The 23421-nt window shown below is 61.5% G+C and carries 24 protein-coding genes and 1 other RNA gene; 11 read left to right on the plus strand and 14 right to left on the minus strand.

The window, feature by feature from the left end:
• Positions 1–47: 47 nt before the first annotated feature.
• On the minus strand, positions 48–1349 hold the full coding sequence (locus AB4Z19_RS08300) for an NAD(P)/FAD-dependent oxidoreductase (RefSeq protein WP_442022786.1): 1302 nt from the start codon (positions 1347–1349) through the stop codon (positions 48–50).
• A 2-nt stretch (positions 1350–1351) separates the two neighbouring features.
• Positions 1352–2806, minus strand: a complete 1455-nt coding sequence (locus AB4Z19_RS08305) for a homospermidine synthase (protein WP_442022787.1) — start codon at positions 2804–2806, stop codon at positions 1352–1354.
• A gap of 91 nt (positions 2807–2897) precedes the next feature.
• On the opposite strand from AB4Z19_RS08305, the gene AB4Z19_RS08310 reads away from it, so the two are divergent.
• The gene (locus AB4Z19_RS08310) at positions 2898–3425 is read left to right on the plus strand and encodes a PadR family transcriptional regulator (RefSeq protein ID WP_442022788.1); all 528 of its coding nucleotides are present in this window, start codon (positions 2898–2900) and stop codon (positions 3423–3425) included.
• Positions 3425–4660, plus strand: coding sequence for an MFS transporter (locus AB4Z19_RS08315; RefSeq protein WP_442022789.1), 1236 nt, complete (start codon positions 3425–3427; stop codon positions 4658–4660). Before AB4Z19_RS08310 ends, AB4Z19_RS08315 begins: the two co-directional genes overlap by 1 nt.
• On the opposite strand, the gene AB4Z19_RS08320 is transcribed toward AB4Z19_RS08315, so the two are convergent.
• The 9 genes from AB4Z19_RS08320 to AB4Z19_RS08360 form a co-directional block, all read right to left on the minus strand.
• The gene (locus AB4Z19_RS08320; RefSeq protein WP_442022790.1) at positions 4641–5261 is read right to left on the minus strand and encodes a hypothetical protein; all 621 of its coding nucleotides are present in this window, start codon (positions 5259–5261) and stop codon (positions 4641–4643) included. The genes AB4Z19_RS08315 and AB4Z19_RS08320 overlap by 20 nt on opposite strands.
• Positions 5262–5891, minus strand: coding sequence for a glutathione S-transferase family protein (locus AB4Z19_RS08325; RefSeq protein ID WP_442034975.1), 630 nt, complete (start codon positions 5889–5891; stop codon positions 5262–5264). It abuts the gene before it with no gap.
• 9 nt (positions 5892–5900) lie between these two features.
• Positions 5901–6404, minus strand: a complete 504-nt coding sequence (locus tag AB4Z19_RS08330; protein ID WP_442022792.1) for a hypothetical protein — start codon at positions 6402–6404, stop codon at positions 5901–5903.
• A 72-nt stretch (positions 6405–6476) separates the two neighbouring features.
• The gene (locus AB4Z19_RS08335; RefSeq protein WP_442034976.1) at positions 6477–8105 is read right to left on the minus strand and encodes a methyl-accepting chemotaxis protein; all 1629 of its coding nucleotides are present in this window, start codon (positions 8103–8105) and stop codon (positions 6477–6479) included.
• A gap of 77 nt (positions 8106–8182) precedes the next feature.
• Positions 8183–9640 carry an aminotransferase-like domain-containing protein gene (locus tag AB4Z19_RS08340; protein WP_442022794.1) on the minus strand — a complete coding sequence of 486 codons (1458 nt, stop codon included), beginning with the start codon at positions 9638–9640 and terminating at the stop codon, positions 8183–8185.
• 81 nt (positions 9641–9721) lie between these two features.
• Positions 9722–10183 carry a hypothetical protein gene (locus tag AB4Z19_RS08345; RefSeq protein WP_442022795.1) on the minus strand — a complete coding sequence of 154 codons (462 nt, stop codon included), beginning with the start codon at positions 10181–10183 and terminating at the stop codon, positions 9722–9724.
• A 20-nt stretch (positions 10184–10203) separates the two neighbouring features.
• Positions 10204–10638 (minus strand): hypothetical protein, encoded by a 435-nt coding sequence (locus tag AB4Z19_RS08350; RefSeq protein WP_442022796.1) that lies wholly within the window; start codon positions 10636–10638, stop codon positions 10204–10206.
• The gene (locus AB4Z19_RS08355) at positions 10635–11063 is read right to left on the minus strand and encodes a hypothetical protein (protein ID WP_442022797.1); all 429 of its coding nucleotides are present in this window, start codon (positions 11061–11063) and stop codon (positions 10635–10637) included. The genes AB4Z19_RS08350 and AB4Z19_RS08355 overlap by 4 nt, the downstream gene beginning before the upstream one ends.
• Before the next feature lie 99 nt (positions 11064–11162).
• Complete coding sequence (locus tag AB4Z19_RS08360) at positions 11163–11774, minus strand: DUF642 domain-containing protein (protein WP_442034978.1); 612 nt, start codon at positions 11772–11774, stop codon at positions 11163–11165.
• 152 nt (positions 11775–11926) lie between these two features.
• On the opposite strand from AB4Z19_RS08360, the gene AB4Z19_RS08365 reads away from it, so the two are divergent.
• A complete protein-coding gene (locus AB4Z19_RS08365; RefSeq protein WP_442026264.1) occupies positions 11927–12367 on the plus strand; it encodes a hypothetical protein in 441 nt (146 codons plus the stop codon).
• 81 nt (positions 12368–12448) lie between these two features.
• Here AB4Z19_RS08365 and groL read toward each other — a convergent pair whose 3' ends face one another.
• The 3 genes from groL to AB4Z19_RS08380 form a co-directional block, all read right to left on the minus strand.
• Positions 12449–14095 (minus strand): chaperonin GroEL, encoded by a 1647-nt coding sequence (gene groL, locus AB4Z19_RS08370; RefSeq protein ID WP_442026265.1) that lies wholly within the window; start codon positions 14093–14095, stop codon positions 12449–12451.
• A 36-nt stretch (positions 14096–14131) separates the two neighbouring features.
• Entirely contained in the window at positions 14132–14422 is a 291-nt protein-coding gene (groES, locus tag AB4Z19_RS08375) for a co-chaperone GroES (RefSeq protein WP_442026266.1), read from the minus strand.
• Positions 14423–14694: 272 nt separating this feature from the next.
• Entirely contained in the window at positions 14695–15225 is a 531-nt protein-coding gene (locus AB4Z19_RS08380) for an FxDxF family PEP-CTERM protein (protein ID WP_442034980.1), read from the minus strand.
• A gap of 322 nt (positions 15226–15547) precedes the next feature.
• Between AB4Z19_RS08380 and AB4Z19_RS08385 the strand changes: the two genes are divergently transcribed.
• The 8 genes from AB4Z19_RS08385 (at position 15548) to AB4Z19_RS08420 (ending at position 23393) form a co-directional block, all read left to right on the plus strand.
• Positions 15548–15769 carry a hypothetical protein gene (locus tag AB4Z19_RS08385; protein ID WP_442026268.1) on the plus strand — a complete coding sequence of 74 codons (222 nt, stop codon included), beginning with the start codon at positions 15548–15550 and terminating at the stop codon, positions 15767–15769.
• Positions 15766–16077, plus strand: coding sequence for a cell division protein ZapA (locus AB4Z19_RS08390; protein ID WP_442026269.1), 312 nt, complete (start codon positions 15766–15768; stop codon positions 16075–16077). The genes AB4Z19_RS08385 and AB4Z19_RS08390 overlap by 4 nt, the downstream gene beginning before the upstream one ends.
• Positions 16078–16128: 51 nt before the next feature.
• Positions 16129–16309, plus strand: a non-coding RNA gene (gene ssrS / locus AB4Z19_RS08395) — 6S RNA.
• Between the two features lie 66 nt (positions 16310–16375).
• On the plus strand, positions 16376–16834 hold the full coding sequence (locus AB4Z19_RS08400) for an EVE domain-containing protein (protein ID WP_442034982.1): 459 nt from the start codon (positions 16376–16378) through the stop codon (positions 16832–16834).
• 66 nt (positions 16835–16900) lie between these two features.
• A complete protein-coding gene (locus AB4Z19_RS08405) occupies positions 16901–17794 on the plus strand; it encodes a helix-turn-helix domain-containing protein (RefSeq protein WP_442034984.1) in 894 nt (297 codons plus the stop codon).
• Between the two features lie 114 nt (positions 17795–17908).
• Positions 17909–18985, plus strand: coding sequence for an efflux RND transporter periplasmic adaptor subunit (locus AB4Z19_RS08410; protein WP_442026272.1), 1077 nt, complete (start codon positions 17909–17911; stop codon positions 18983–18985).
• Positions 18982–22041 (plus strand): efflux RND transporter permease subunit, encoded by a 3060-nt coding sequence (locus AB4Z19_RS08415; protein ID WP_442034985.1) that lies wholly within the window; start codon positions 18982–18984, stop codon positions 22039–22041. The genes AB4Z19_RS08410 and AB4Z19_RS08415 overlap by 4 nt, the downstream gene beginning before the upstream one ends.
• A complete protein-coding gene (locus AB4Z19_RS08420) occupies positions 22038–23393 on the plus strand; it encodes a TolC family outer membrane protein (RefSeq protein ID WP_442027471.1) in 1356 nt (451 codons plus the stop codon). Before AB4Z19_RS08415 ends, AB4Z19_RS08420 begins: the two co-directional genes overlap by 4 nt.
• The last annotated feature ends 28 nt before the right edge of the window (positions 23394–23421 follow it).

Consider the following 23421-nt stretch of genomic DNA (forward strand, 5'->3'; position numbering starts at 1 on the left):
GAAGCAGGCGTAGGGCGGGTCATTGACCCGCCGTGTATGCGCCGCCGTTACAGCATATCCTTCAGCTGGAAGTAGAGCATGCCGAGTACCAGGGCGGGAGTGCGCAGCAATGCGCCGCCGGGGAATTCGGCGTGTCTGACGCGGGCGAACAGGTCGAAGCGTTCTGCCTGTCCCGCGATGGCTTCGGCGACCAGCAGGCCGGCCATGCCGGTGAAGGCCAGTCCGTGCCCCGAAAAGCCCTGCATATAGTAGATGTTCGGATCGGCGCGGCCGATGTCGGGCGCGCGGTTCATGCTGATGTCCACGAAGCCGCCCCACGCATATTGCACCGGCACGTCCTGCAACTGCGGGAACACCGCTACCATGCGGCGCCTGATGCGCTCAACCAGATTGGCGGGCGTCTTGCCGCTATAGCTGTCGCCGGCGCCGAACAGCAGGCGATTGTCTGCGCTCAGGCGGAAGTAGTCCAGCACGAAATTGGTGTCCGACACGGCGCTGCGCCGCGGCAGCAATTCTTCGGCGCGTGCTTGGGACATCGGCTCGGTGGCCACAATGTAAGTCCCAACCGGCATGATGCGCGCACTTATGCGCGGGGCCAGCCGGCCATATTCCGCGAGATAGACATTCCCCGCCAGCACCAGGAAGCGCGCGCTCACCTGGCCTTGCGCCGTTTGCGCGGCAGGCGCCGCGCCGCGTTCGAGCCGCAGCACGGGGGAGTCCTCGAAGATGCGCACGCCCGCTGCCAGCGCAGCGCGGCCCAGACCCAGCGTGTATTTGAGCGGTTGCACATGGCCGCCGCCCGCGTCGGCCACGCCTGCGTAAAAGCGTTTGCTGCAGATCCAGTGCGGCATCTCTTTCGGCGTGATCCAGTGCAGGGGATAGCCATACACCGACTCCACATGCTTGCCCCACTGTTCCAGCGCGCGCATCTTGCCGGGCTTGACGGCGAGGCTCAGCGCGCCGGGCGCGTAGTCGCAGTCGATCTGGTATTTCTGCATGCGCTTGTGCATCAGCTTGATGCCCGCCACGGATGCGTCCCAGGCGCGGCGCGCATCCTCTTTTGGCAGCTGGCGCTCGATGGCACATTCGCCATCGGAGCCAAAGCCCGGCAGCACTTGTCCGCCATTGCGTCCCGAGGCGCCCCAGCCGATGCGTTGGGCCTCCAGCAGCACCACCGAATAGCCGCGCTCCGCCAGTTCCAGCGCGGCGGACAAGCCCGCCAATCCGCCGCCAATGACGCACACGTCCGCGCTGATGCTGCCGCTTAACGGTGGCAGAGGAGCGGGGCGCTGCACGTCCGCTTCATAGAACGAGTTTTCGATGACGCCGAGTTCCTTTTGCAGCAGCATGATCAGCCAACGCGAAAGTTGGGGAACTGCCAGGGATCAGCCGGATCGTGCGGTTCCTCGAACAGCGGACTTCGGCCCTTCAAAGGCGTCCAGTCGTCATAGACGCCGGCCAGCTCGCCGAGGTAGGGCGCGGCGATCTGCATCACCAGCTGGTCGTCGATATCGTCCGGTTCCACCACGCCGCAGTCGGGATTGCGGATTGCCCACACCATGCCCGCCAGCACGCCGGCCACGACCTGCAAGGAAGTGGCGGAGTTGTGCGGCGCCAGCTCGCGCGCCTGGGCTATGCTCAGGCGGGAGCCGTACCAGTAAGCGCCTTTCGCATTGCCCATCAGGAGCACGCCCAGTTCGTCCATGCCGCTGTCGATTTCCTCGCGCATGATGCGACGCTGCGATTGCAGCTTCCAGTTCTTGCCCGCGACTTCGTGCAGCGAGAGCACGGCGTCATCGCAGGGGTGATAGGCGTAATGCACGGTAGGGCGGTAGATCACTTCATTGTTCTCGCGCAGCGTCAGATGGTCGGCGATCGAAATCGATTCCGCATGGGTGACGAGAAAGCCGTGGTAGGGGCCTTCGCCTGGCGTCCAGCTGCGCACGCGCGTGCCGATGCCGGGCCGCTTCAGGTAGATGGCCGCATCGCTGCCATAGCCGTGGCGCTCGGCATCGATGGGCCAGTGCTGCTCGTGGCTGCCCCAGCCCAGTTCCGCCGGCTGCAGGCCTTCGCTGACAAAGCCGTCCACCGACCAGGTGTTGACGAATTCGTCGCGCTGCTTGCGCCGGCCGGAGAACTGCGTGTCGCGCTCGGCGATGTGGATCACCTTGATGTCCAGTTGCCGCGTCAGACGCGCCCACTCTTCATAGCAGTCTGGCCGCTCCACATCGAGATGCAGGTCGCGCGCCATATTCATCAGCGCCTGCTTGACGAACACCGAGGCCAGGCCGGGATTGGCGCCCTGTGTCATCACGGCCGTGGCGCCATGGCGCTTGTCCAGCCGGAAGGCCAGCATGGCTTCGCGCAGGGCGTAGTTGGAGCGCTGCGACAGGGTGAGACGCTCGTCCTGATAAAAGCCGGCCCAGGGCTCGGTGCAAGTGTCCAGATACAGCACGCCGTGCCGCCAGCAATAGCGCACCAGGTCCAGGCTGGAGACGTCGACCGACAGATTCAGCAGAAAGTCGCCTTCCTTCAGGTGCTGGCCAAGAATGCTTTCGTAATTGCCTTCGGTGAGGGGCAAGGCGTCGAAAGCTATGCCGTACTCCCCGGCGATGCCGCTGTCGTCCGGGTCGCGCGACAGTATCCGCACTTGCGATGGCTGAAGATCAAGATGCCGAAACAGCAGAGGCACCATGGCTTGCCCGATGCTGCCAAATCCCAGAATGAGCAGGCGGCCAGGGAATGCCGCGTATTTGATGTCGTTGTCCATGAAGCCATTGTGGGTAAGCGCCGGCGCGGCTTCCATGCGGCACTTCACATTAAACGCAGGGCTTGCAATTTGCCGGGAATGGTTTACGATATATCTTATTGCGATATATCTTAAGGAGAAATTCCACATGTTCCACTTTTTCCGAGGTCACCACCATCCACGTATGCACGGCCATCATCATTTCCACCGCGGCGGCGGCGGCGGACGCGGTCCGAAAATGTTCGATGCGGGCGCCATGCGCTATGTCGTGCTGCAGCTGATCGCCGAGAAGCCGCGCCACGGCTATGAAATCATCAAGGAACTGGAGCAGCGCGCCGGTGGCGGCTACTCGCCCAGCCCGGGCGCCATTTATCCGCTGCTGTCGATGCTGTGCGATATGGGCCACGTGTCCGTGAGCCTGGACGGCAACAAGAAGCTGCACACCATTACCCCGGAAGGCCAGGCTTTCCTGGATGAGAACCGCCAGATGGTGGACGCCTTCGTATCCCGCCTGTCCGAGTCGGGCGAGGGCGGTGGCGATATCCGCATGCTGATGCATGCATTGAAAGAGGCCGTGATCGTGCGCGCCCGCGACCACGCAGCACCTCGCGAGCGGCTGGATCAGATCAGGGCTATCCTGAAACGTGCAACCGACGAAATCAACCAACTACCCTGATGACAACAACACTAACACCTCAACGCGAGCGCGCAGTCCTGTGGCTGCTGGCGCTCACCCAATTTACCGTCATCATGGACTTCATGGTCATGATGCCGCTGGCGCCACAGCTGATGAAGGCCTTTTCAGCCAGTGCGGCGCAGGTTTCCGGCGCAGTATCGGCTTACGCCTGGTGCGCCGGCCTTTCCGGCCTGCTGGCCGCAACCTATATCGACCGCTTCGACCGCAAGCGCCTGCTGCTGATAGTCTTCCTGCTGTTTAATGTGTCGAATCTGGCCTGCGCGCTGGCGCCGAATTTCCACACGCTGGTGCTGTCGCGCGCTTTCGCCGGACTGACGGGGGGCGTGCTGGGCGCCATCGGCATGGCCATCATCAGCGATGTGATTCCACAGGAACGCCGCGGCGCTGCCACCGGCATCGTGATGACGTCCTTCAGCATGGCCGCCATTGCGGGCGTGCCGATGGGCGTGATGCTGGCGGCGCACTTCGGCTGGCAGATGCCGTTCTATCTGCTGGTGGTGTTCTCGATGCTGATCTGGCTCACCGCCTGGCGTGTGATGCCGTCCATGACCGAGCATCTCGGCAAGGCTGCGCCGCTGGCGCGGGTGCTGCCTGATCTGGTGGCCTTGTTCCGCGTACCGGCGCATCTGCGCGCCTTTCTGCTGACCTTTGTCACGGTGATGTCGGGCATGCTGGTGATTCCATTTATTTCGCCTGTCCTGGTCGGCAATCTCGGCGTGGCGCCGGCGGATATCACCTGGATCTATATGTGCGGCGGGCTTGCCACGCTGTTCAGCTCTCGCCTGATCGGCGGCTGGGCGGACCGCGTCGGCAAGCACCGTGTGTTCCGCTTCGTGGCGCTGTTCTCGATGCTGCCGATCCTGCTGATGACGCACCTGCCGCATTGGCCGCTGCTGGCGCTGATGGCATTCTTCCCATTCTTCATGGTGTCGATCTCGGGCCGTGTGGTGCCGCTGCAGGCATTGTTGACGACCGTGCCGGAGCCGCACAAGCGCGGCGCCTTCCTCAGCGCGAACGCCGCGGTACAGCAGGTGGGGACCGGCCTCGGCGCCTTGCTGGGTGGCCTGCTGCTGAACACCGAAGCGTCAGGCCGCATCAGCGGCTACGGCGCCAATGGATTGATCGCTGCATGCACCACGCTGTTCGCGGTATGGTGGGTGGGACGCGTGCAGGGCGTACCTGCGCCTGCCGCGCCTATTCGTTCGCCTGCTTGACGATCAGGTCCAGCAGTTTCTGCGCGCCTTCCAGCACTGGCGCCGCCAGCTGGTCGCGCGCGATGTCGCCGAAGCCGCCTTCGCGTACGCGCAGGCCTTCGGTGGACAGGAAACTGAAACGCACCAGACCGGGAGTGGAAGCGCCGCCGCGTTTCTGCGCCGTGGCCTTGGCGGCGGCAGGAATCGCCGCAGCCACCAGCAGTTTGGCTTGCTGCGCCACGTCTTCCGGCGCGCCATCGTAGACAGCGATGCGGCCGGTGTGATTGATGTAGCGCACGCGCCCGTCGGCGTAAGCGGCCAGCGTATCCAGGCTGCCTTCCAGCGGCACTTCGACCACGAGGCCCAGCAATTCGGCGGACGGCACTTCGTGGCCGTTGGTGCGCAGCCAATGCGCCGCCAGCAGGCGCACCCGGCTTTCTTCATTCGCGTCTTGCACGATGGCCTGGACCACGCGTACATCCGGCTGATCGCCAAACAGCGGCGAGCCGCCCTGCGATGGATCGTCGCAGAACAGCATGGCGTGCACCGTATTCAGTTCATCGGTCTTATACGGTGCCGCGGGCGCGGACTTCTTCGCGCCAAATAACTTCTTGAACATCATTTACCATCCAGTGAGTGCTTCAACTTCATTGACATGGCGCCAGCTGGGGCGGGCGCGCATCATGTCGGCATACTTTTTCAATGCCGGCCATTCGGTAGCGGGACGCGGCATATTGCGCGACCAGCGCATATACATGGTCAGCATCAGGTCCGCGCCGCTGAACTGCTCGCCCAGCAGGTAAGGGCCGCCGGCCGACAGGCGCGCATCCAGCGCGGAAAAGCCGGTTTCGATTTTCTTGCGCAGCGCATCCATCACCGCCGGCTGGTCCTTGCTGCAGCCGATATCGCTGGGGTAGAACCATTCGCGGAACGGCACGGCGAGGTTGTAGACCATCCACATCATCAGTTCGGTCCATTCGGCATGCGCCAGGGTACCGGATTGCGGCGCCAGGCCGGAATCCGGATGGCGGTCGGCCAGAATCATCATCAGGCCCGCCGCTTCGCGCAGCGGTTTGCCTTCCACCACCATGGTGGGCACGCGGCCGTCAGGATTCAGGCGCAGATATTCGGGGCTGCGCTGCTGGCCGCCTTCCAGGTCCACTTCCACCAGTTCGTAGGGAACGCCGATTTCCTTCAGTGCCGCATGAATGGCCATGCTGGCGCCGCCTTTGCCGTAGTAGAGCGTGTACATGAAGTCTCCTTACTGTGCGCTGCCGCGCTGGAGCGGCTGCTTGTCCTTGCGCCAGCGGTCGAGCGTCAGCAACTCGCCGCTGACGTCGTCCTCCACAAGAATATCGCCGCGTTGGGTGGGCACGAGGAAGCTCTGCCAGGCTTGCGCAGCATCCTCGCCGTTTTCAACAAAGGTGAACTGGTAGTAAGGCTTGCCCTCGACGTCGCGCGGCGCAGGGTCGTATTCAATGACGGCGCCATGCAGCTTGCCGCCGCTGCGCTTTTCAATCGCATCCGACCACGCTTTCAGTTCGGGCAGGGACATCAGCATTTCCGCTGCCTGGTCGCGCGACAGGGCGGCATCCGCGGCACCCGCAGCCTTCGATGGCGCCGGCGCGACGCTAGCCACCGCCGCTGCCATGGCAGGTGGCGTGGCTTGCCCGGCCTTCAGATACCACGCTCCCAGCCCGACGGCCAGCAGCCCGGCAACGATGCCGGCAATGGCGGAATTTCTGATGGGATTGCGCTCGCTCATATCGGTGGTCCGGATTGACAGGAGCGCTCATACTACCAGACCGTTGGCCCGTGGGGCCGCAGTTTGCTGGGCTCAGCGGCTGGCGGCCAGTTTCAGGGCGGCGGGGCGCCTGCTGGCCATCGGCTGCGGCACGGATGCGGCGCTGTGCCGGTCGATACGGAAGCGGCTGACGGCGCGCGCCAATTTGTCCGATTGCTGCTGTAGCGATTGCGCAGCGGCGGCCACTTCTTCAACCAGGGCGGCATTCTGCTGTGTGGCCTGGTCCATTTCCACCACCGCGCGGCTGCACGACACGATGCCGGCATGCTGTTCCGCACTGGCATGGCGAATCTGCACCATGATCTCTTCCACGCGCGCCACACTGCTCACGATATCGTGCATGGCGTTGCCGGTTTGCTTCACCAGCACCGCCCCTGACTGGGCGTGCTGGGTGGCGGCAGAAATCAGCTGGCCAATCTGATGCGCCGCTGCGGCCGAGCGCTGGGCCAGCTGGCGCACTTCGGCTGCGACGACCGCAAAGCCACGGCCCGCGTCGCCGGCACGCGCTGCTTCCACGGCCGCGTTGAGGGCCAGGATATTGGTCTGGAAGGCGATGCCGTCGATCAGGCCGATGATTTCGGCCATTTGCGAGGCGGAGGAGGCGATGTCCTGCATGCGCTGCGTGACGGCGGCTACGGACTCGCCACCGCGTGCCGCGGCAGTTGCAGCCTGCCGCGCAAGGTGATCGGCCTGGTCGGCGTTGGCGCTGTTCTGCTCCACGGTGGCGCTGAGCTGCTCCATTGCCGCTGCGGTTTCCTCCAGGCTGGCGGCCTGCTGCTCGGTGCGCGCCGACAGATCGAGATTGCCGGCCGCGATCTGCGCGGAGGCGGACGCGATCTGGTCGGTGTCGGCCCGCACGTCGCTTACCAGTTGGCCGAGGTGATCGCGCATATGCTCCATCTCGTACATCATGCTGCTGCGGTCGCCGTCGCGCAGCGCGATGGCGCCGGTCAGATCGCCGTCGGCAATGCGTGCGGCGGTACGCGCCGCTTCATCCGGCTCGCCTCCGAGCTGGCTGCGCAGGCGGCGAGTAATCAGCGTGGCCACGGTGCCGGAGAAGAGCAGGGCCAGCGCGCCCAGCACCAGCATTTGCATCTGCGTGTGGGCGTAAGCGGCAGCGGCCTGCTCGCGCGTTGCGTTCATCAGATCCACCTCATGCGTGATCTCGCCGGACAAGGCATCGCGGCAGGACTGCAGCATGGGCTTGACTTCGTTGTTCAGGTAATCACGCGCTTCCGCATCGTGCCCGCTGCGTACCATGCCAATTAGCTGCTGCTGGCCTTCCGCATAGGCGCGCATGGCCGTTGTCACGCGCGCCAGCACTGCCTGGCCTTCCTGGGTTGACACGCGCTGGCGCAGCCTGGCCATGCTCGCTTCGGCCTCATCGCGGTACTTGGCAATATTGTCAATCTGGCGCTGCTGCACGGCCGCATCGCTGGTGAGCATGAGATTGCGCAGCGAAACGGCGATGTCGGTCAGGCGCAGACGGACGTCGGTCGCCAGCTCGATCTTGGGCCAGCGGTCGTCCGCCATCGAAGCAGTAAGGGTGTTCAGCTTGGCCTGTTCGCTGAGGCCGAGGACGATAACGACGGCAAGGAAAGCGCATACGGTGCCATAGCCTGCCATGAGCAAGGTGGCGACCTTGAAGCGAGAGGTTTTCATGCTGGGTCCGATCCGTTGAGGGGCACAGCGACAGGATATGCTGCGGCATCAGCATCGGAGGGCTACAGTTCAGGGCTTTATTGAACGGTACAGCCAGCAGGGTGCAGGGGACGGCGTCCGCACATTTCGCCCACCAGCAGTCCGAGCATGCGCACCGCGGCTTCGATTTCCGCGCTCCACGCATAGCTGTAATTGAGGCGGATGCAGCGGCGGAACTCGTCCCCCGAGGAGAACATGCTTCCCGGACCGATGCTGATGCCGCGCTCCTGCGCACGGGCGTACAGTTCCAGCGCGTCCACGCCGTCGGGCAGTCCGACCCACAGCAGGTAACCGCCTTGCGGCTGGCTGACCGTGGTCCCGTCGGGGAAGAAGCGCTGCACTGCGGACGCCATGATCTTCGCCTGCTGGGTGTAGGCTTTGCGGATTCGGCGCAGGTGGTAATCGTAGCCGTCGTTCTGCAGGTATTCGGCAATGGCCATTTGCGGCAGGGAGGATGTGGTGAGCGTGTTCAGAAATTTCAGTTTTTCGACGGCGGCCTTGTAGCGGCCCGGCAGCGTCCAGCCGATGCGGTAGGCGTTGCTCAGGCTTTTGGAGAAGGAATTGCAGTAGAGGACCAGGCCTTGGGTATCCAGCTGCTTCAACGAACCGGGATGGCTATCGCCGTAATACAGCTCGTGGTACACGTCGTTCTCGATGACCGGAAGGTTGTAGCGGTTCAGCAGGTCCATCAGCTCGCGTTTCCGGCCGGGCGGCATCTGAAAACCAAGCGGGTTCTGGAAGTTGGGCATGACGATACAGGCCGTGACCGATTCTTCAACGATGGCGCGCTCCAGATCTTCGGGATCGATACCGGTCTGCGGGTCGGTTTTCACTTCCACCGCGCGCATGCCCATGCGCTCGATGGCGTGCAGCAGGGCGTAGTAGGTGGGCGATTCGACGGCGATGGCGTCGCCGGGACTTGCCACCGCTTGCAGGCAGAGATTGATTGCCTCGGTAGCGCCGACCGTGACGATGATTTCATTCGCGTTGACTGCCAGCCCGTGCTCCAGATGGCGGCGCGCGATTTGCCTGATCAGTTCAGGATTCCCTGGCGGCAGGTCGGCCATCATATTCCAGTGCGCGTTGCGGCGGCCGATATTGTGCGCGTACTGATTCAGCTTGAGCCAGGGATAAGGCGACGGATCGGGATAAGGCGAGCCTAGAGGGATGCTGCCCTGGGTGATGGAGCGCAGCGTGGTCAGCACCAGCGCCATTCTGTCCATGTCCGCGGTACGTGCTAGCACGGCGGGAGACGGCGATTCAATTAACGCCGCCTGCGGCAGCAAGGGACGGCGCCGCACGAAGTATCCGGACTGTGGACGGCTCTCGATCACACCCTGGCTTTCCAGCAGCAGGAAGGCGCGAATCACGGTGGAGATGCTCAGGCAATGATGCTGGCTGGTCTGGCGCACGGACGGAATGCGCTCGCCTTCCCTGATCACTCCTTGTGCAATCAGGGATGTGATGTCTGCAGCCAGTGCCTCGTAACGTTTCACGACCATCTCCATAATCCGATGATGGTCAGCTTAAGGTCCTTTGCCCGCGCTGGGCACTATACCTTCGTTTAGGATAAACGTTTATGCACGGCGCGTTTTCGCGGTGGCCCAGACGATGGGCAGGCCAAAGAAGAACATATGCGACAACAGGTCCAGCGTAGTCGCCAGCGGTTTGAACGATACCTTGCCGGGGAAGGCGGACAGTGGCAGCACGGCCAATCGCATGACCAGGAAGACAATGATGCCGAAGACAATGGCGGTGATCACTGGCTTGTTCGTCAGCGCCGGAATCTGTCTTGCGGCGAGCAGGAACACGGCCATCCACACAAAGCTCAAGGCGAAATGACAAAGCAGCCCAAGCACCGCCGTCGTCGCCCCGCCGTCAAACGCCGCCTTACCAAGCAAGCCACTGGCCACAATCTGCAGCAAGCGCTCCGCCGTCAGCCCGTTATAGATCGCGAAGCAGATCGCAAACGTGATATCCAGCAGCCCCGCAATGCCACCGCCAATTAAAACTGCTTTGGGAATCGACCAGTTCTGCAAATTCGTTCTCCTTGTTGATCTTAGCGCGCTTGTTTCCTGACCCGTTGTCGAAGCGAGAATCGGATTTCTGTGATTACTCTGTCCTTTTCGAATCCGTACACTGAGCCAGAACCGCTACAAGTTGAAATGAAATCCGAGTCCTTCCTTTTGAAGATGACATACTCCGAACCGACAAATAACGGGACTGCATCAATATCCAATCCGGTTTTAAGCAGGATACTTGTATCTTTCAGCAGGCCTTTGAAGACTCTGTCAATTCGAAACACGGCGTCCACTCGAGGTCCCAGTCCTTCAAGTTCCGCGGGAATCAGTTTCGCTTCAACGAGCGTCGCAATGAACACTTGATCCGCCTCATGCACTTTTTCTCGCAACGGCGACCGCAGGCAACTACTTGCGGACGCGACGTTGGACAGCGTTAAGAGCAGCAACAACGCTGCAAATCTTTGTGCGATCATTTTTGGCCCGCAGTCTGTTCAACAATTTGCAGAACCTTTTTTGCGATTTCCTCTTCTTGTGTGAAGTGAATAGGCCATCCTCCGCCACATATCGATATGCCATTCTCCCCATTGCGATTAAAAATAATGAATTTTTCGGGAACCCTCATGGGCATGCCACAATCGCCGCCACCAGTGCCTGTCCTGAGAATGGTGAACTGATCTGTAATCTGGCCCTTCAGGACTCTGCTGACCTGAAATTTTCCCTCAATGTATGGCCATCCTTCCTTGTCATCGCTTTTCTTGAACTTCGCTTCGACAGCAGTTGCCAGGTAGACGACATCAGCTTCATTGACCTGTTCCTCAAGGGATAAGCTAGGACAACTGCAAGCACTTGCGGCAGTTGAGGTAGTGATGAGAAGAAGTGCCAGAAGTATTTTTCGCATGTGCGAGATCCTGCCATCGAAATAGCAATTGTGCAACTAAGGAGCTACAGGCAATAAAAAAGCCTGCACGGGGCAGGCTTTGCGTGGGGCACAGAGCGATCAGGCTTTGCGGCGCAGGGTGAAGCCGAGCAGGCCGAGGCCCAGTACCACGCTGGCCAGGGTGCCTGGTTCCGGCACGGTGGTGCTCACGGAGACGTTATCGAGCGAGCCGCCGACGCTGTCCGAGGTGCCCACTGCGCGGAATTGCAGTTCGGTGGACGGGCCGAAGCCCTGCAGCTGCAAGGCGATGTGCTGCCAGTGATTACCGGCCGTGCTGCTATTACCGCTGAAGACGCCAACGGACTGGCCAGCCCACAGCACTTCAATCGCGTTGGTGCTCCAGCTGGTGTATTCGCGCGGCGAGTAGTCGAAGGACACGGTGTACGAGTAGTCCGCCATGGTGTTGAAGCTCTGGCTGATCCAGCTGTTGGCGCTGGTGTCCAGCTCGACGTACATCGAACCGTTGGAGGCGGCGCCGGACACATTGTTGCGCACTTCGACACCGTTCTGGCCAACGGTCCAGTTGTTCATACTGGACAGCGTGGTCCAGCTGCCATTGCCGACCGCATTGGCTTCGAAGCTGCCGTTCTTGACCAGCTGGATCACGGTGGCGTTAGCGGAAGCGCTGGCCAGCAGGGCAGCAGCGGCGACGGTAAGGGCAGAAAGTTTCATTTAGTTTTCAATAGTTTCCAAATAGACAGCAAGATTGTATCACTATCAACTCTGTTGCGAAAGAAGATTCCGCTTGACACATATTCTTTCTTTTAGGAAAAATTGATGAGAGAATTATGCTTCCCGCCGTTTCTGCCGTTTTCGCCGCACCGATGCATACCGTTTCAGACGCCCAAGCCGAGCTTGACCTTCAGGCCAAAGATGCCAAACGCCATTTGACGGGCACGGTCATCATGGGCTTGATGGCGGCATGCCTGGCGTTCGTCGGGCAGAGCGCGCTGGCACAGGCGCGCCCGCTGTTCGACTTCATCGACATCGCTTACGGCGCATGGCAAAGCGGATTTCACTGGATGTTGTGGGCGGTGGCGCTGGCGTGGTTTGTGGCGCTGATCCAGGGCAGCATGCGCTACCAGGACATCACCGAGCAGCTGCGCGTGCAGCAGCGCCTCGACGATCAATACGCGCGCGCCCAGCAAGCCCGCGAAGCCGCCGAAGAACGCCGCGCTGAACGCGCCGCCGTCCGCAAAGCCGAAGAAGACCCTCCTCCCCGCAAGTTCAGCAAGAACGCCCGCAGCAACAAATTCGACTACTAAAAATTCGGAGATCTGACCCCGAATAAAAAAAGCCTGCAAGGCGAACCTTGCAGGCTTTTGTCAGCGTGAGCTGGCGATGATTTACATCATGCCGTCCATGCCGCCCATACCGCCCATGCCACCCATACCGCCCATACCGCCGGCCGGTTTGTCTTCCACGATTTCAGCAACCATGCAGTCGGTGGTCAGCATCAGGCCAGCGATGGAGGCCGCGTTCTGCAGGGCAGAGCGGGTCACTTTGGCTGGGTCCAGAACGCCCATTTCGACCATGTCGCCGTAGGTGCCGTTGGCCGCGTTGTAGCCGTAGTTGCCGGAACCTGCCAGCACGGCGTTCACCACCACCGAGGCTTCTTCGCCGGCGTTGGTAACGATCATGCGCAGTGGCTCTTCCATGGCGCGCAGAACGATCTTGATGCCTGCGTCCTGGTCGGCGTTGTCGCCTTTCACGTTCAGGGAAGCACGTGCACGCAGCAGGGCTACGCCGCCGCCAGGAACAATGCCTTCTTCCACAGCAGCGCGGGTTGCGTGCAGGGCGTCTTCAACGCGGGCCTTCTTCTCTTTCATTTCGACTTCGGTGGCTGCGCCAACCTTGATCACGGCAACACCACCAGCCAGCTTGGCCACGCGCTCTTGCAGTTTTTCGCGGTCGTAGTCGGAGGTCGCTTCTTCGATCTGCACGCGGATCATTTTCACGCGGGCTTCGATGTTGGAGGCTTCACCGGCGCCGTCGATGACGATGGTGTTTTCCTTGCCCACTTCGATGCGCTTGGCCTGGCCCAGTTCTGCCAGGGTAGCTTTTTCCAGGGTCAGGCCGACTTCTTCAGCCACGACCTGGCCGCCGGTCAGGACAGCGATGTCTTCCAGCATGGCCTTGCGGCGGTCGCCGAAGCCAGGAGCTTTCACTGCGCAGGTCTTCAGGATGCCGCGGATGTTGTTCACCACCAGGGTCGCCAGCGCTTCGCCTTCGATGTCTTCAGCGATGATCAGCAGTGGACGGCCGGCTTTCGCTACTTGCTCCAGTACCGGCAGCAGGTCGCGGATGTTGGTGATCTTCTTGTCGCACAGCAGAACGAATGGGTTCTCCAGCACGGCAACTTGCTTTTCCGGGTTGTTGATGAAGTACGGGGACAGGTAGCCGCGGTCGAACTGCATACCTTCCACGATGTCCAGCTCGTCGTGCAGGGACTTGCCGTCTTCCACGGTGATGACGCCTTCCTTGCCCACTTTTTCCATCGCTTCAGCGATACGCTCGCCGATCGAGGACTCGGAGTTGGCGGAGATCGCGCCAACCTGGGCGATTTCCTTGGAGGTGGTGGTTGGCTTGGCCATGGACTTCAGCTGCTCAACGGTGGCAGCAACTGCCTTGTCGATGCCGCGCTTCAGGTCCATTGGGTTCATGCCGGCTGCAACGTACTTCATGCCTTCGCGCACGATGGCTTGTGCCAGCACGGTTGCAGTGGTGGTGCCGTCACCGGCGTTGTCGGAGGTCTTGGACGCGACTTCCTTGACCATCTGCGCGCCCATGTTCATCAGCTTGTCTTTCAGCTCGATCTCTTTCGCGACCGAGACGCCGTCCTTGGTGACGGTCGGGGCGCCGAAGGAGCGCTCCAGCACCACGTTGCGGCCTTTCGGGCCCAGGGTGACTTTAACGGCGTTGGCGAGGATGTTCACGCCTTCTACCATTTTGGAACGTGCGGAATCGCCGAAAATAACTTCTTTAGCTGCCATGTTTGATTTCTCCTGAATTCTGGATTGAAAGGCCGATTACTTATTGATGACGGCCAGGATGTCTTCTTCGCGCATCACCAGCAGCTCTTGACCGTCAACTTTGACGGCCTGGCCGGAATATTTGCCGAACAGAATACGGTCGCCGACTTTGACTTCCAGAGCGCGGACAGTACCGTTATCAGCCACTTTGCCGTTGCCCACAGCCAGCACTTCACCCTGGTCCGGCTTTTCAGCAGCGGCATCAGGAATGATCAGACCGGACGCAGTTTTGGTTTCCTGGTCCAGACGTTTGACGATGACGCGATCGTGCAATGGGCGAAGGTTCATACAAAACTCCTTTATTCAGTTGGTAATTGCTAGTTGTGCAAGTAAATCAGCTGTTAGCACTCTCGGCTAACGAGTGCCAACAATTATATGGACGGCCTTGGGGCTTTTCAAGAGAATTTGTTTGCGGAAGGTCAAGACGAGACAGGACACCGGCTCCGCTCCTAGGCGGGCCCATGCTTTTTGCTGCAGCGGAGGCGGCGTCCTTTTTTGAACCAGAGGCGAGGAGCAGGTGCCTGCCAGGTCGTGGCAGGCACCCGGTTTATGCCCTGGGTTTACTGCTGTTTGCGACGGCGAGCGGTGGCCAGGCCAAGCACGGCCAGGCCGCCCAGCAGCATGCCGTAGGTGGCAGGCTCTGGCACAGCGGATACGCTCAGGTTGGTGGTGTAGCTGCCTGCCGACTTGGACAGCGCGCTGCCGCTGACCTGCAGGTAATAGTTGTCGGCCGCCAGTTTGCCCAGGTCCAGCACCCACTGGTCAGTCTGACCGGTGGAAAGCTGGTTGCCGGAGCTGACCAGGGTGCCGGCGGCGTTGAACAGCGAGAAACCGGTGATATCCAGGCCGTTCTTGGCGTTGCCGCTGAAGGAATACACGTCGGCCAGTACGTTGGAAACGCCGGACAGGCTGAACGTGTACTGATCGGCAAAGGTATTGCCCGAGTTGTTGCCGGTGATCAGACGGCTGGCCAGGCCTACGCCATCCGTCAGGTCGATCGGCGCGGGGGACAGGCTGATATCGGCCGCGTGGGCCGCCAGGGTGGCGCCGGTGAGCGCCAGTGCTGCTGCAATTTGCTTCAGATAAGTCATGCCTTTGCTCCTAGTTGATTTGCTACGGTTGGGGCCGCTTAAGGAGCCGTCACGGTATCAAACATACATTTCTTAAAAACTGTTTATTAACAAGCGCTTACAACTCTCCAATAGGAAATTCGGGTTGAATTTGTGAAATATTCAACCATGTCATTCATGCAAAATCAGGGACTTAACGGCAGAGCGTGAAACGGCTGGGATAGGCGTGTAGGAGAGTGCCTACGGAGAGGCAAGAAATTCTTACCGCTGGCGAGTACTCACCTGCAATTCACACAGTTACAAACGGGTTGACCGCCTTATCGTGCGGCCCTATAGTTGCGAGATGATTTCAGACTTCCAAGACCTTTCCGACAAAATCGACCAGTTGGCGGAATTGACCCAGGCACTGCGCCGGGAAAATGCCCATCTGCGTCAGGCCAACGCTGTTTTGATTTCGGAGAACATCGATTTCAATCGCCGCCTGCGTGAAGCACACGAACGCGTCGCTGCACTGCTTGAAAAAATCCCTGGCGCACCTGCGCCCGCACAAGAGGATGCACAATGATCCAGGTTGATGTGACCATCATGGGCCAGACCTACAAGCTGGCGTGTAAAGAAGGCGAAGAAGGAGCACTGCGCGAAGCGTCGAAACTGCTCGACAAAAAAATGAGCGCCATCCGCGACGCCGGCAAAGTGAAGGGCAATGACCGTATCGCGGTGATGGCGGCACTGAGCATGGCCGGTGAATTCCTCAGCGCGAAAACTGGACAGGGCCCGCTGTCGCAAATGTCGATGCTGGAAGTGCAGGAGAAGATGCGCGCCATGCAAACTGTCCTCGACAACGCACTGACGCCGCAAGAAAATCTCTTCTGATTTATTGTCCAAAAGGCCTTTCGCGAAAAGGCGTGGAGGAGTAAACTTCGTGTCACCCTGCGGTGTTCGAGATTTGCCATATATTCCTTGAACCATTTACATGCATCGGTTGCGGGAATTTGTTTGACGGGCGTGAGCGTCGCTAGTCCGATGAACCCGAAGTTGAACTAACTGCAACCACCTTGAACCGTAAGGTTCGGGATGCCGGCATAACGGCACAGGCGGGGCCTTATTCCATATGAAGCGGTTGCATGCGTCGCAAGACGCGCAACCGTTTTTTTACGTCTGGAGGAGTCGCATGCAGTATTGGCTGATGAAGTCCGAACCCGATGAAGTAAGCATCGATGATGTGATGGCCGCACCGGACAAGACGGTTCCCTGGTTCGGTGTACGCAACTACCAGGCGCGCAACTTCATGCGCGATGCGATGCAGGTCGGCGATGGTGTGCTGTTCTATCACTCGTCCTGTCCCGAGCCGGGCATTGCAGGCATTGCGGAAGTGGTGAGCTGGCCTTATCCCGACGCTACGCAGTTCGACAAGAAGAGCCACTACTTCGACGAGAAGGCGACCAAGGAAACGCCGCGCTGGATTTCTGTTGACGTGAAAGGCGTGCGCAAAACGCGCCTGCTGTCGCTGGCCGAACTGCGCACCATCCCTGCGCTGGAAGACATGGTCGTGCTGCAGAAAGGTAGCCGCCTGTCGATCACGCCCGTCACTGCAGGCCAGTGGAAGACGCTGATGTCCCTGCTGAAGTAGGCCCAGCCCCGGGCATTGCCAGTATGGCCGGGGAAGCGCATCATTGAGGCGTCCCCGGAGAAGGGCATGGATGCCGATAACGATCAAATGCTCCGCAAGATAGCGGAATGCAGCGCTCCCCAGCGCCGCCTGTACGCCGCGCCAGCGCGGCTGCTGTCGCTGCTGCGCTATCTGCATGTGGAAGTCGGCGCCAGCGGCCCGGTGCTCTTGCCCTCCATTGCTTTCCCTTCGATGTGCGTGATCGTCAGCGGCGGCGTGCGGCTGGGCGGACCGGACGGCCTGCTGGTGACGGAAGCCTTTGTGCGCGGCCCGAACCTGCGGCCGATCCGGCTGGAATGGATGCCCGGCACCAGCCTGGTGGTGTCGGTGATGCGCGTAGGCCGTATGGGGCGCGTGCTGGATACGCCGGTCAGCGAGCTGGCCAACCGCACCATTCCGCTTGAGTTCCTGATCGATCCCGGCGCCGTGCATCAGCTGACGGACGCCGTGCGCGCGGGCTGCACGGCAGCGCAATGGATCAATGCTATCGGCGAGTGGCTGCTGGCGCGCATGCAGCTGGAGAGCCAGAACCGCGTAGCGCCCTTATGTCTGCCGGTGTCGACACTGAGCGAGCCAGCCGAGATACTGGCCGAATACACAAACTTGTCGTTGCGGCAGTTCGAACGCCGCTTCCTCGCCTCGTATGGCGTGTCCCTGCGCGATACACGGCGCCTGATGCGGCATGCATTCGCCATGACCACCATCATGCGCAATCCGCCGGGGCGCGGCCGGCTGACCGAGGTCGCGCATGAAGCGGGCTACTATGACCAGGCCCATATGGTGCGCGACTTTGCCGAGATGGCGAACATGACGCCCAGCGCGCTGATCAAGTCGATCCACGGCGAGGAAGAAGACCTTGCCGGGCGCCTGCTGCGCTACACCGGGGCCGACCGCCAACTGGTAATCGATAGTCCATTGTGAAAATTCGACAAGCGCGAATGTCGGGTTAGTACAAGAAAGCATCTGCCTCCCTTCTTTAGTATCCCGTTCGCAGCCTGCCATTTCGTGCAGGCTGCACACCGAACGGAGATACGCATGAAGACCAGCATCACAACGGGACTGGCGGCCGCAATCCTCCTCAGCGCCTGCCACCACCGCGAACCAGAGCAATACGAAGACGTGCGCCCGGTATGGGTTGCCACCGTCAGCCATAGCAAGGGCACCGTGGGCGCCGCCTATTCCGGCGAGATCCGCGCACGGCATGAACACAAGGCCGGCTTCCGTGTCGGTGGCAAGATCACCGAACGCCTGGTCGACGTGGGCGATAAGGTGGCGGCCGGCCAGGTGCTGATGCGCCTCGATCCCCAGGACGCGGCCCTCAATCTCGCGGCCTACAGCGCGCAAGCCGACTCCGCCGAAAGCCGTCTCGCGAAAGACAGTGCTGATCTCACGCGTGCCGAAGAACTGTTCCGCAAGAAGTTCATCTCGCAGGCGGAGCTGGACCAGAACCGCATGCTGGTGCGTCAGTCCAGCGCGCAGCTGCGCTCCGCCACCGCGCAGCGCGCGATGGCCGCCAACCAGCGCGGCTACACCGAGTTGCGCGCGGAACGCGCCGGCGTGGTCACGGCGATCTATGCCGAAGCAGGGCAGACGGTGGGCGTGAGCCAGGCCGTACTCGCCATCTCGGAAGCAGGTGAACGCGAGATCGTGGTCAGCGTGCCCGAGTCGCGCGTGGCCGAACTGAAGCCGGGCCGCGCAATGCAGGTCACCGCATGGACCAAGCCGGACAAGGTCTACGCCGCGCGCCTGCGTGAACTGGCGCCCGATACCGACAGCGTCACCCGCACCTACATCGCGCGCGCCACCATTCTCGAACCGGACGACAATCTGCGCCTGGGCATGACCGCCACGCTCAATCTGTCCGACGTGGAAGGCGAAGCAGCCATTCGTCTGCCGCTGACCGCCGTCACGGACCAGGGCAAGCCGACCGTATGGGTGGTCGATCCCAAGACTGAGCGTGTGCGCCAGCGGCCGGTGAAACTGCTGGCAGTGGAAGACGATACGGCCCTGATCTCCGGCGGCCTGCAGGATGGCGAGAAAGTTGTCACCGCCGGCGTGCATATGCTGCATACCGACCAGAAGGTGCGTGTGGCGGCGCGGAGCCAGCCATGAAAGACCTGAACCTCTCCGGCTGGGCGCTCAAGCACCCGCAAATGATGATCTTCCTGATTGGCCTGCTGGCGCTGTCCGGTATCTTTGCCTATCAGAAGCTGGGCCAGAAGGAAGACCCTGAATTCACCTTCCGCGCCATGGTGGTGCAGGCCAAGCTGCCGGGCGCTTCGGCCCAGCAGATGGCCGATCAGGTCACGGACAAGTTGGAAAAGAAGCTGCAGGAAGTCGAGCAGATCGATTACACCACCAGTTATTCGCGTCCCGGCATCACGCAGATCACCATCGTGCTGCGTGAAGACACCAATGCCGCAGCAGTCGCCGACGCCTGGTATCAGGTGCGCAAGAAGATCGGCGATATCAAGCCAACGCTGCCCTCCGGTGTGAAAGGCCCGTTCTTCAACGACGAATTCGGCGACACTTTCGGCAATCTGTACGCCATCACGGGCGACGGCTACAACTACCCGCAGCTTAAAGACTTTGCCGATGCAGCGCGCAATGAAATCCTGCGCTTGCCGGATGTGAACAAGGTCGATTACATCGGCGTGCAGGACGAGAAAATCTACGTCGAAACCTCGAACGCCAAGCTGGCGTCGCTGGGTCTGGACCCGAACGTGATCGTCAACGCCCTGCGCGCCACGAATGTGATCGATCCGGCGGGCGTAGTGGAAACGGGCGATGAGCGCGTGTTCGTGCGGGTGTCCGGTGAATTCAAATCCGTCGAAAGCATTCGCGAGATGGGCATCCGCGCCGGTGACCGCAGCTTCCGCCTGGGCGATATCGCCGATGTGAGGCGCGGCGTAACCGATCCATCCACCTTCAAGATGCGCTTCAACGGCAAGGAAGCCGTGGGCCTCGCTATTTCCATGCGCAAGGGCGGCGATGTGATCCGTCTCGGCGAGCAGCTGAATGCGCAGATCAAGCGCATTCAAGGTGGCCTGCCGGTGGGCGTGGAGATGCATTCCGTGTCGGACCAGCCCAAGGTGGTGAAGGAGTCGGTGCACGAGTTCACGCACAGTCTGATGGAAGCCGTGATTATTGTGCTGGCGGTGAGCTTCTTCTCGCTGGGTGTGCGCAGCGGCATCGTGGTGGCGCTGTCGATTCCACTGGTGCTGGCAATTACTTTCCTCGCCATGTATGCCTTCAACATCGACCTTCAGCGCATTTCGCTGGGCGCGCTGATCATCGCGCTCGGCTTGCTGGTGGACGATGCCATCATCGCCGTCGAAATGATGATGCTCAAGCTGGAGCAAGGCTGGGACAAGTTTGCGGCCGCCACCTATGCCTACACCGCGACGGCATTCCCCATGCTGACCGGTACGCTGATTACCGCTGCTGGCTTCCTGCCGGTGGGCTTTGCCAAGTCCTCGGCGGGCGAATACACCTTCTCGATCTTCCAGGTGGTGGGCCTGGCGCTGCTGCTGTCCTGGATCGTGGCGGTGCTGTTCACGCCTTGCCTCGGCTACGTGCTGTTGCCGACGCCGAAGGAAGGCCACGATCATCACGACGAAGATGCGGTTTACCAGCGCGGCTTTTACGTCAAATTCCGCCAGCTGGTACAGGCATGCCTGGACAATCGCCGCATCGTCATCGCCATCACCGGTGCGCTGTTTATTGGCTCGCTGGTGCTGTTCAAACTGGTGCCGAAGGAATTCTTCCCTTCGTCCAACCGTCCGGAACTGATGGTGGATCTGTGGCTGCCGGAAGCGGCGACCTATGGCGCCACTGAAGGGCAAGTGAAAGCCTTTGAAGCCAAGCTGAAAGGCGACAAGGACATCGTTTCCGTGACCGCCTACGTCGGCGGCGGCAGCCCGCGCTTCTACCTGCCGCTGGATGCGCAAATGCCCAATCTGCAGCTGGCCGAGATCATGGTCGTGACGGAGGGCGAAGAAGCCCGCGAGCGTGTGCTGGCCAAGATCCAGAAGCTGTTTGAGACGGACTTCCCCTTTGTGCGCGGCCGCGTGAACCGTCTGGAGAACGGCCCGCCGGTTGGTTATCCGCTGCAGTTCCGTATTTCCGGCCCGGACATGAATCTGCTGCCGCCGGTCGCCGACAAGCTGGCTGCCATCATGCGCGCCAACCCGAACGTGCGCCGCGTGAACAGCGACTATGGCGAACGCCTGAAGACCATGCGTGTCGAGATCGACCAGGACGCGGCGCGCGCCGTTGGCGTTACCTCGCACCAGGTGGCAAATGCCTTGCAAACATCCATGACAGGCCAGGCCATCACCCAGTACATCGAAGACGACAAAGGCATCGATGTGGTGGCCCGCCTGAGCGCCGTGGAGCGTGGTGACCTGAACAACCTGAAGGATGTGAAGGTCTATGTCCGCGACGGGAAATTCGTGCCGCTGTCGCAGGTGGCGCGCCTGATCGTCGGCAGCGAAGACAGTGTGCTGTGGCGCCGCAACCGCGTACCCACCATCACCGTGCGTGCCGATGTGGCAGGCGCCATGGCGCCGGACGTGGCGGCAGCCCTGCAGCCGAAGATCGACGAGCTGGCGGCCACGCTGCCGCTGGGCTACCGCATCGAAGTGGGCGGCACCATGGAGTCGAGCGCCCGCTCGCAGGCATCGATCAAGGCCGTGATGCCGATGATGCTGGTGGTCGTTCTGCTCCTGCTGATGATGCAGCTGCAGGACATGAAGAAGATGGCCCTGGTGCTGGTCACCGCGCCGCTGGGCATGATCGGCGTGTCGCTGATGCTGGCCGGCTTCCAGATTCCGTTCGGCTTCGTGGCCATGCTGGGTGTGATCGCGCTGTTCGGCATGATCATCCGGAACTCCGTGATTCTGGTGGTGCAGATCGACCAGGACCTGGAACGCGGCGCTTCACTGAACGACGCCATTGTGGAATCGGCCGTGCGGCGCTTCCGCCCCATTGTGCTGACTGCACTGGCGGCCGTGCTGGGCATGATTCCGCTGACCCGTTCCACCTTCTGGGGGCCAATGGCATGGGCCATCATGGGGGGCCTGATCGTGGCAACCCTGCTTACTTTGCTGTTCCTGCCTGCACTGTATGCGGCCTGGTATGGCGTCAAAAAACCAGTGAGGGCATGATGAAACGTACTTTCATTCTCATTGCGCCGGCCTTGTTCGCCGCGCTGATAGCACCATCCGCGGTGCATGCGATGGACCTGATGGGGGCCTGGCAGCACGCGCTGGACATCGATCCCAGCCTGATGGCGGCGGTGGCCGCACGCGAAGCCGGCGCGGAAAAGGCGATCCAGGGCGATGCGCTGCTCAAGCCGCGCGTCAACCTGTCCGCCGGATTGACTCATCTCGATGCCAACACCGGCAGTTTCGGTCCGCCGCAACTGTCGTCACTGCTGCCGAGCGAGAGCAAGGGCACGCGGCGCGAAGCCAGCGTGACGCTGGTGCAGCCAATCTACCGCGCCGACTTGCGCGCCAACCGCAAGCAGCTGCATGCGCAGACGGAAATTGCTGAAGCCAGCTACACGAGCGCGCGCCAGGACCAGATCCAGCGCGTGGCGCAAGCCTACTTCAACGTGCTGCTGGCGGAAGAGCGCCTGCATTTGCTGGACGCACAGCAGGCCGCCGTCGGCGAACAGATGGCCGATGCCAGGGCGCGCTTCGACGCGGGCAAGGCGCGCATCATCGACCTGCGCGATGCGGAAGCGCGGCACGAGTCCGTGGCTTCGGCGCGTATTGCGGCGGCCAGCGATCTGGAACTGCGCCGCGTTCAGTTCTTCGAGTACACCGGCGTCGAGGCGGATCACCTGTCCGGAATGCGCGATGGCTTTGCACCGCAGGCCAGCACGAAACCGCTGACGGACTGGGAACAGCGGGCGCTGAACAATAACCCGCAGCTGCAAACTCGCCTGCGCCAGCTCGATGCGGCGCGTGCCGATGCGGACAAGAACAAGCGCAGCAGCCGTCCAACGCTTGACCTGGTGGCGAGCCATGGCGAAGTGCGCACGACGGGCGATGTGTCGCCGCTGGTGTCGCCGGAACGCACGCGCACGACGTCCATCGGCTTGCAGCTGAATATTCCGCTGTATCAGGGCGGTGCGCTGGATTCCCAGCAGCGCGAATCCGCGGCCAAACTGCGCGAAGCCCAGCACAATGTGGACGCCGCGCGGCGCGACGTGCGCCTGCAAGTACGCGATGCCTGGCTGGCGGTCAGCGACGGCGCGGCCCAGGTGCAGGCGCTGGAGCAATCCGTGAAAGCGGCCAGCACGGCGCAGGAAGCGGCGGTGCTGGGACGCGAAGTCGGCATGCGCACCACGCTCGATGTGCTGAACGCGCAGCAGAATGTGTACTCGTCGATGTATGACTTGTCGAAAGCGCGCGTGAACTGGCTGATGGGCAGCCTGCGCCTGTCCGCGGCGACCGGGGACCTCGGTGAGGAGGAAGTGAGGGCGGTAAACGCCTACCTGGCAGGGCCATGAGCGGAGCATGCACGGCGGGTCAATGACC

This window comes from Pseudoduganella sp. RAF19 (genome assembly GCF_052114165.1).
GTDB lineage: Bacteria > Pseudomonadota > Gammaproteobacteria > Burkholderiales > Burkholderiaceae_D > Rugamonas.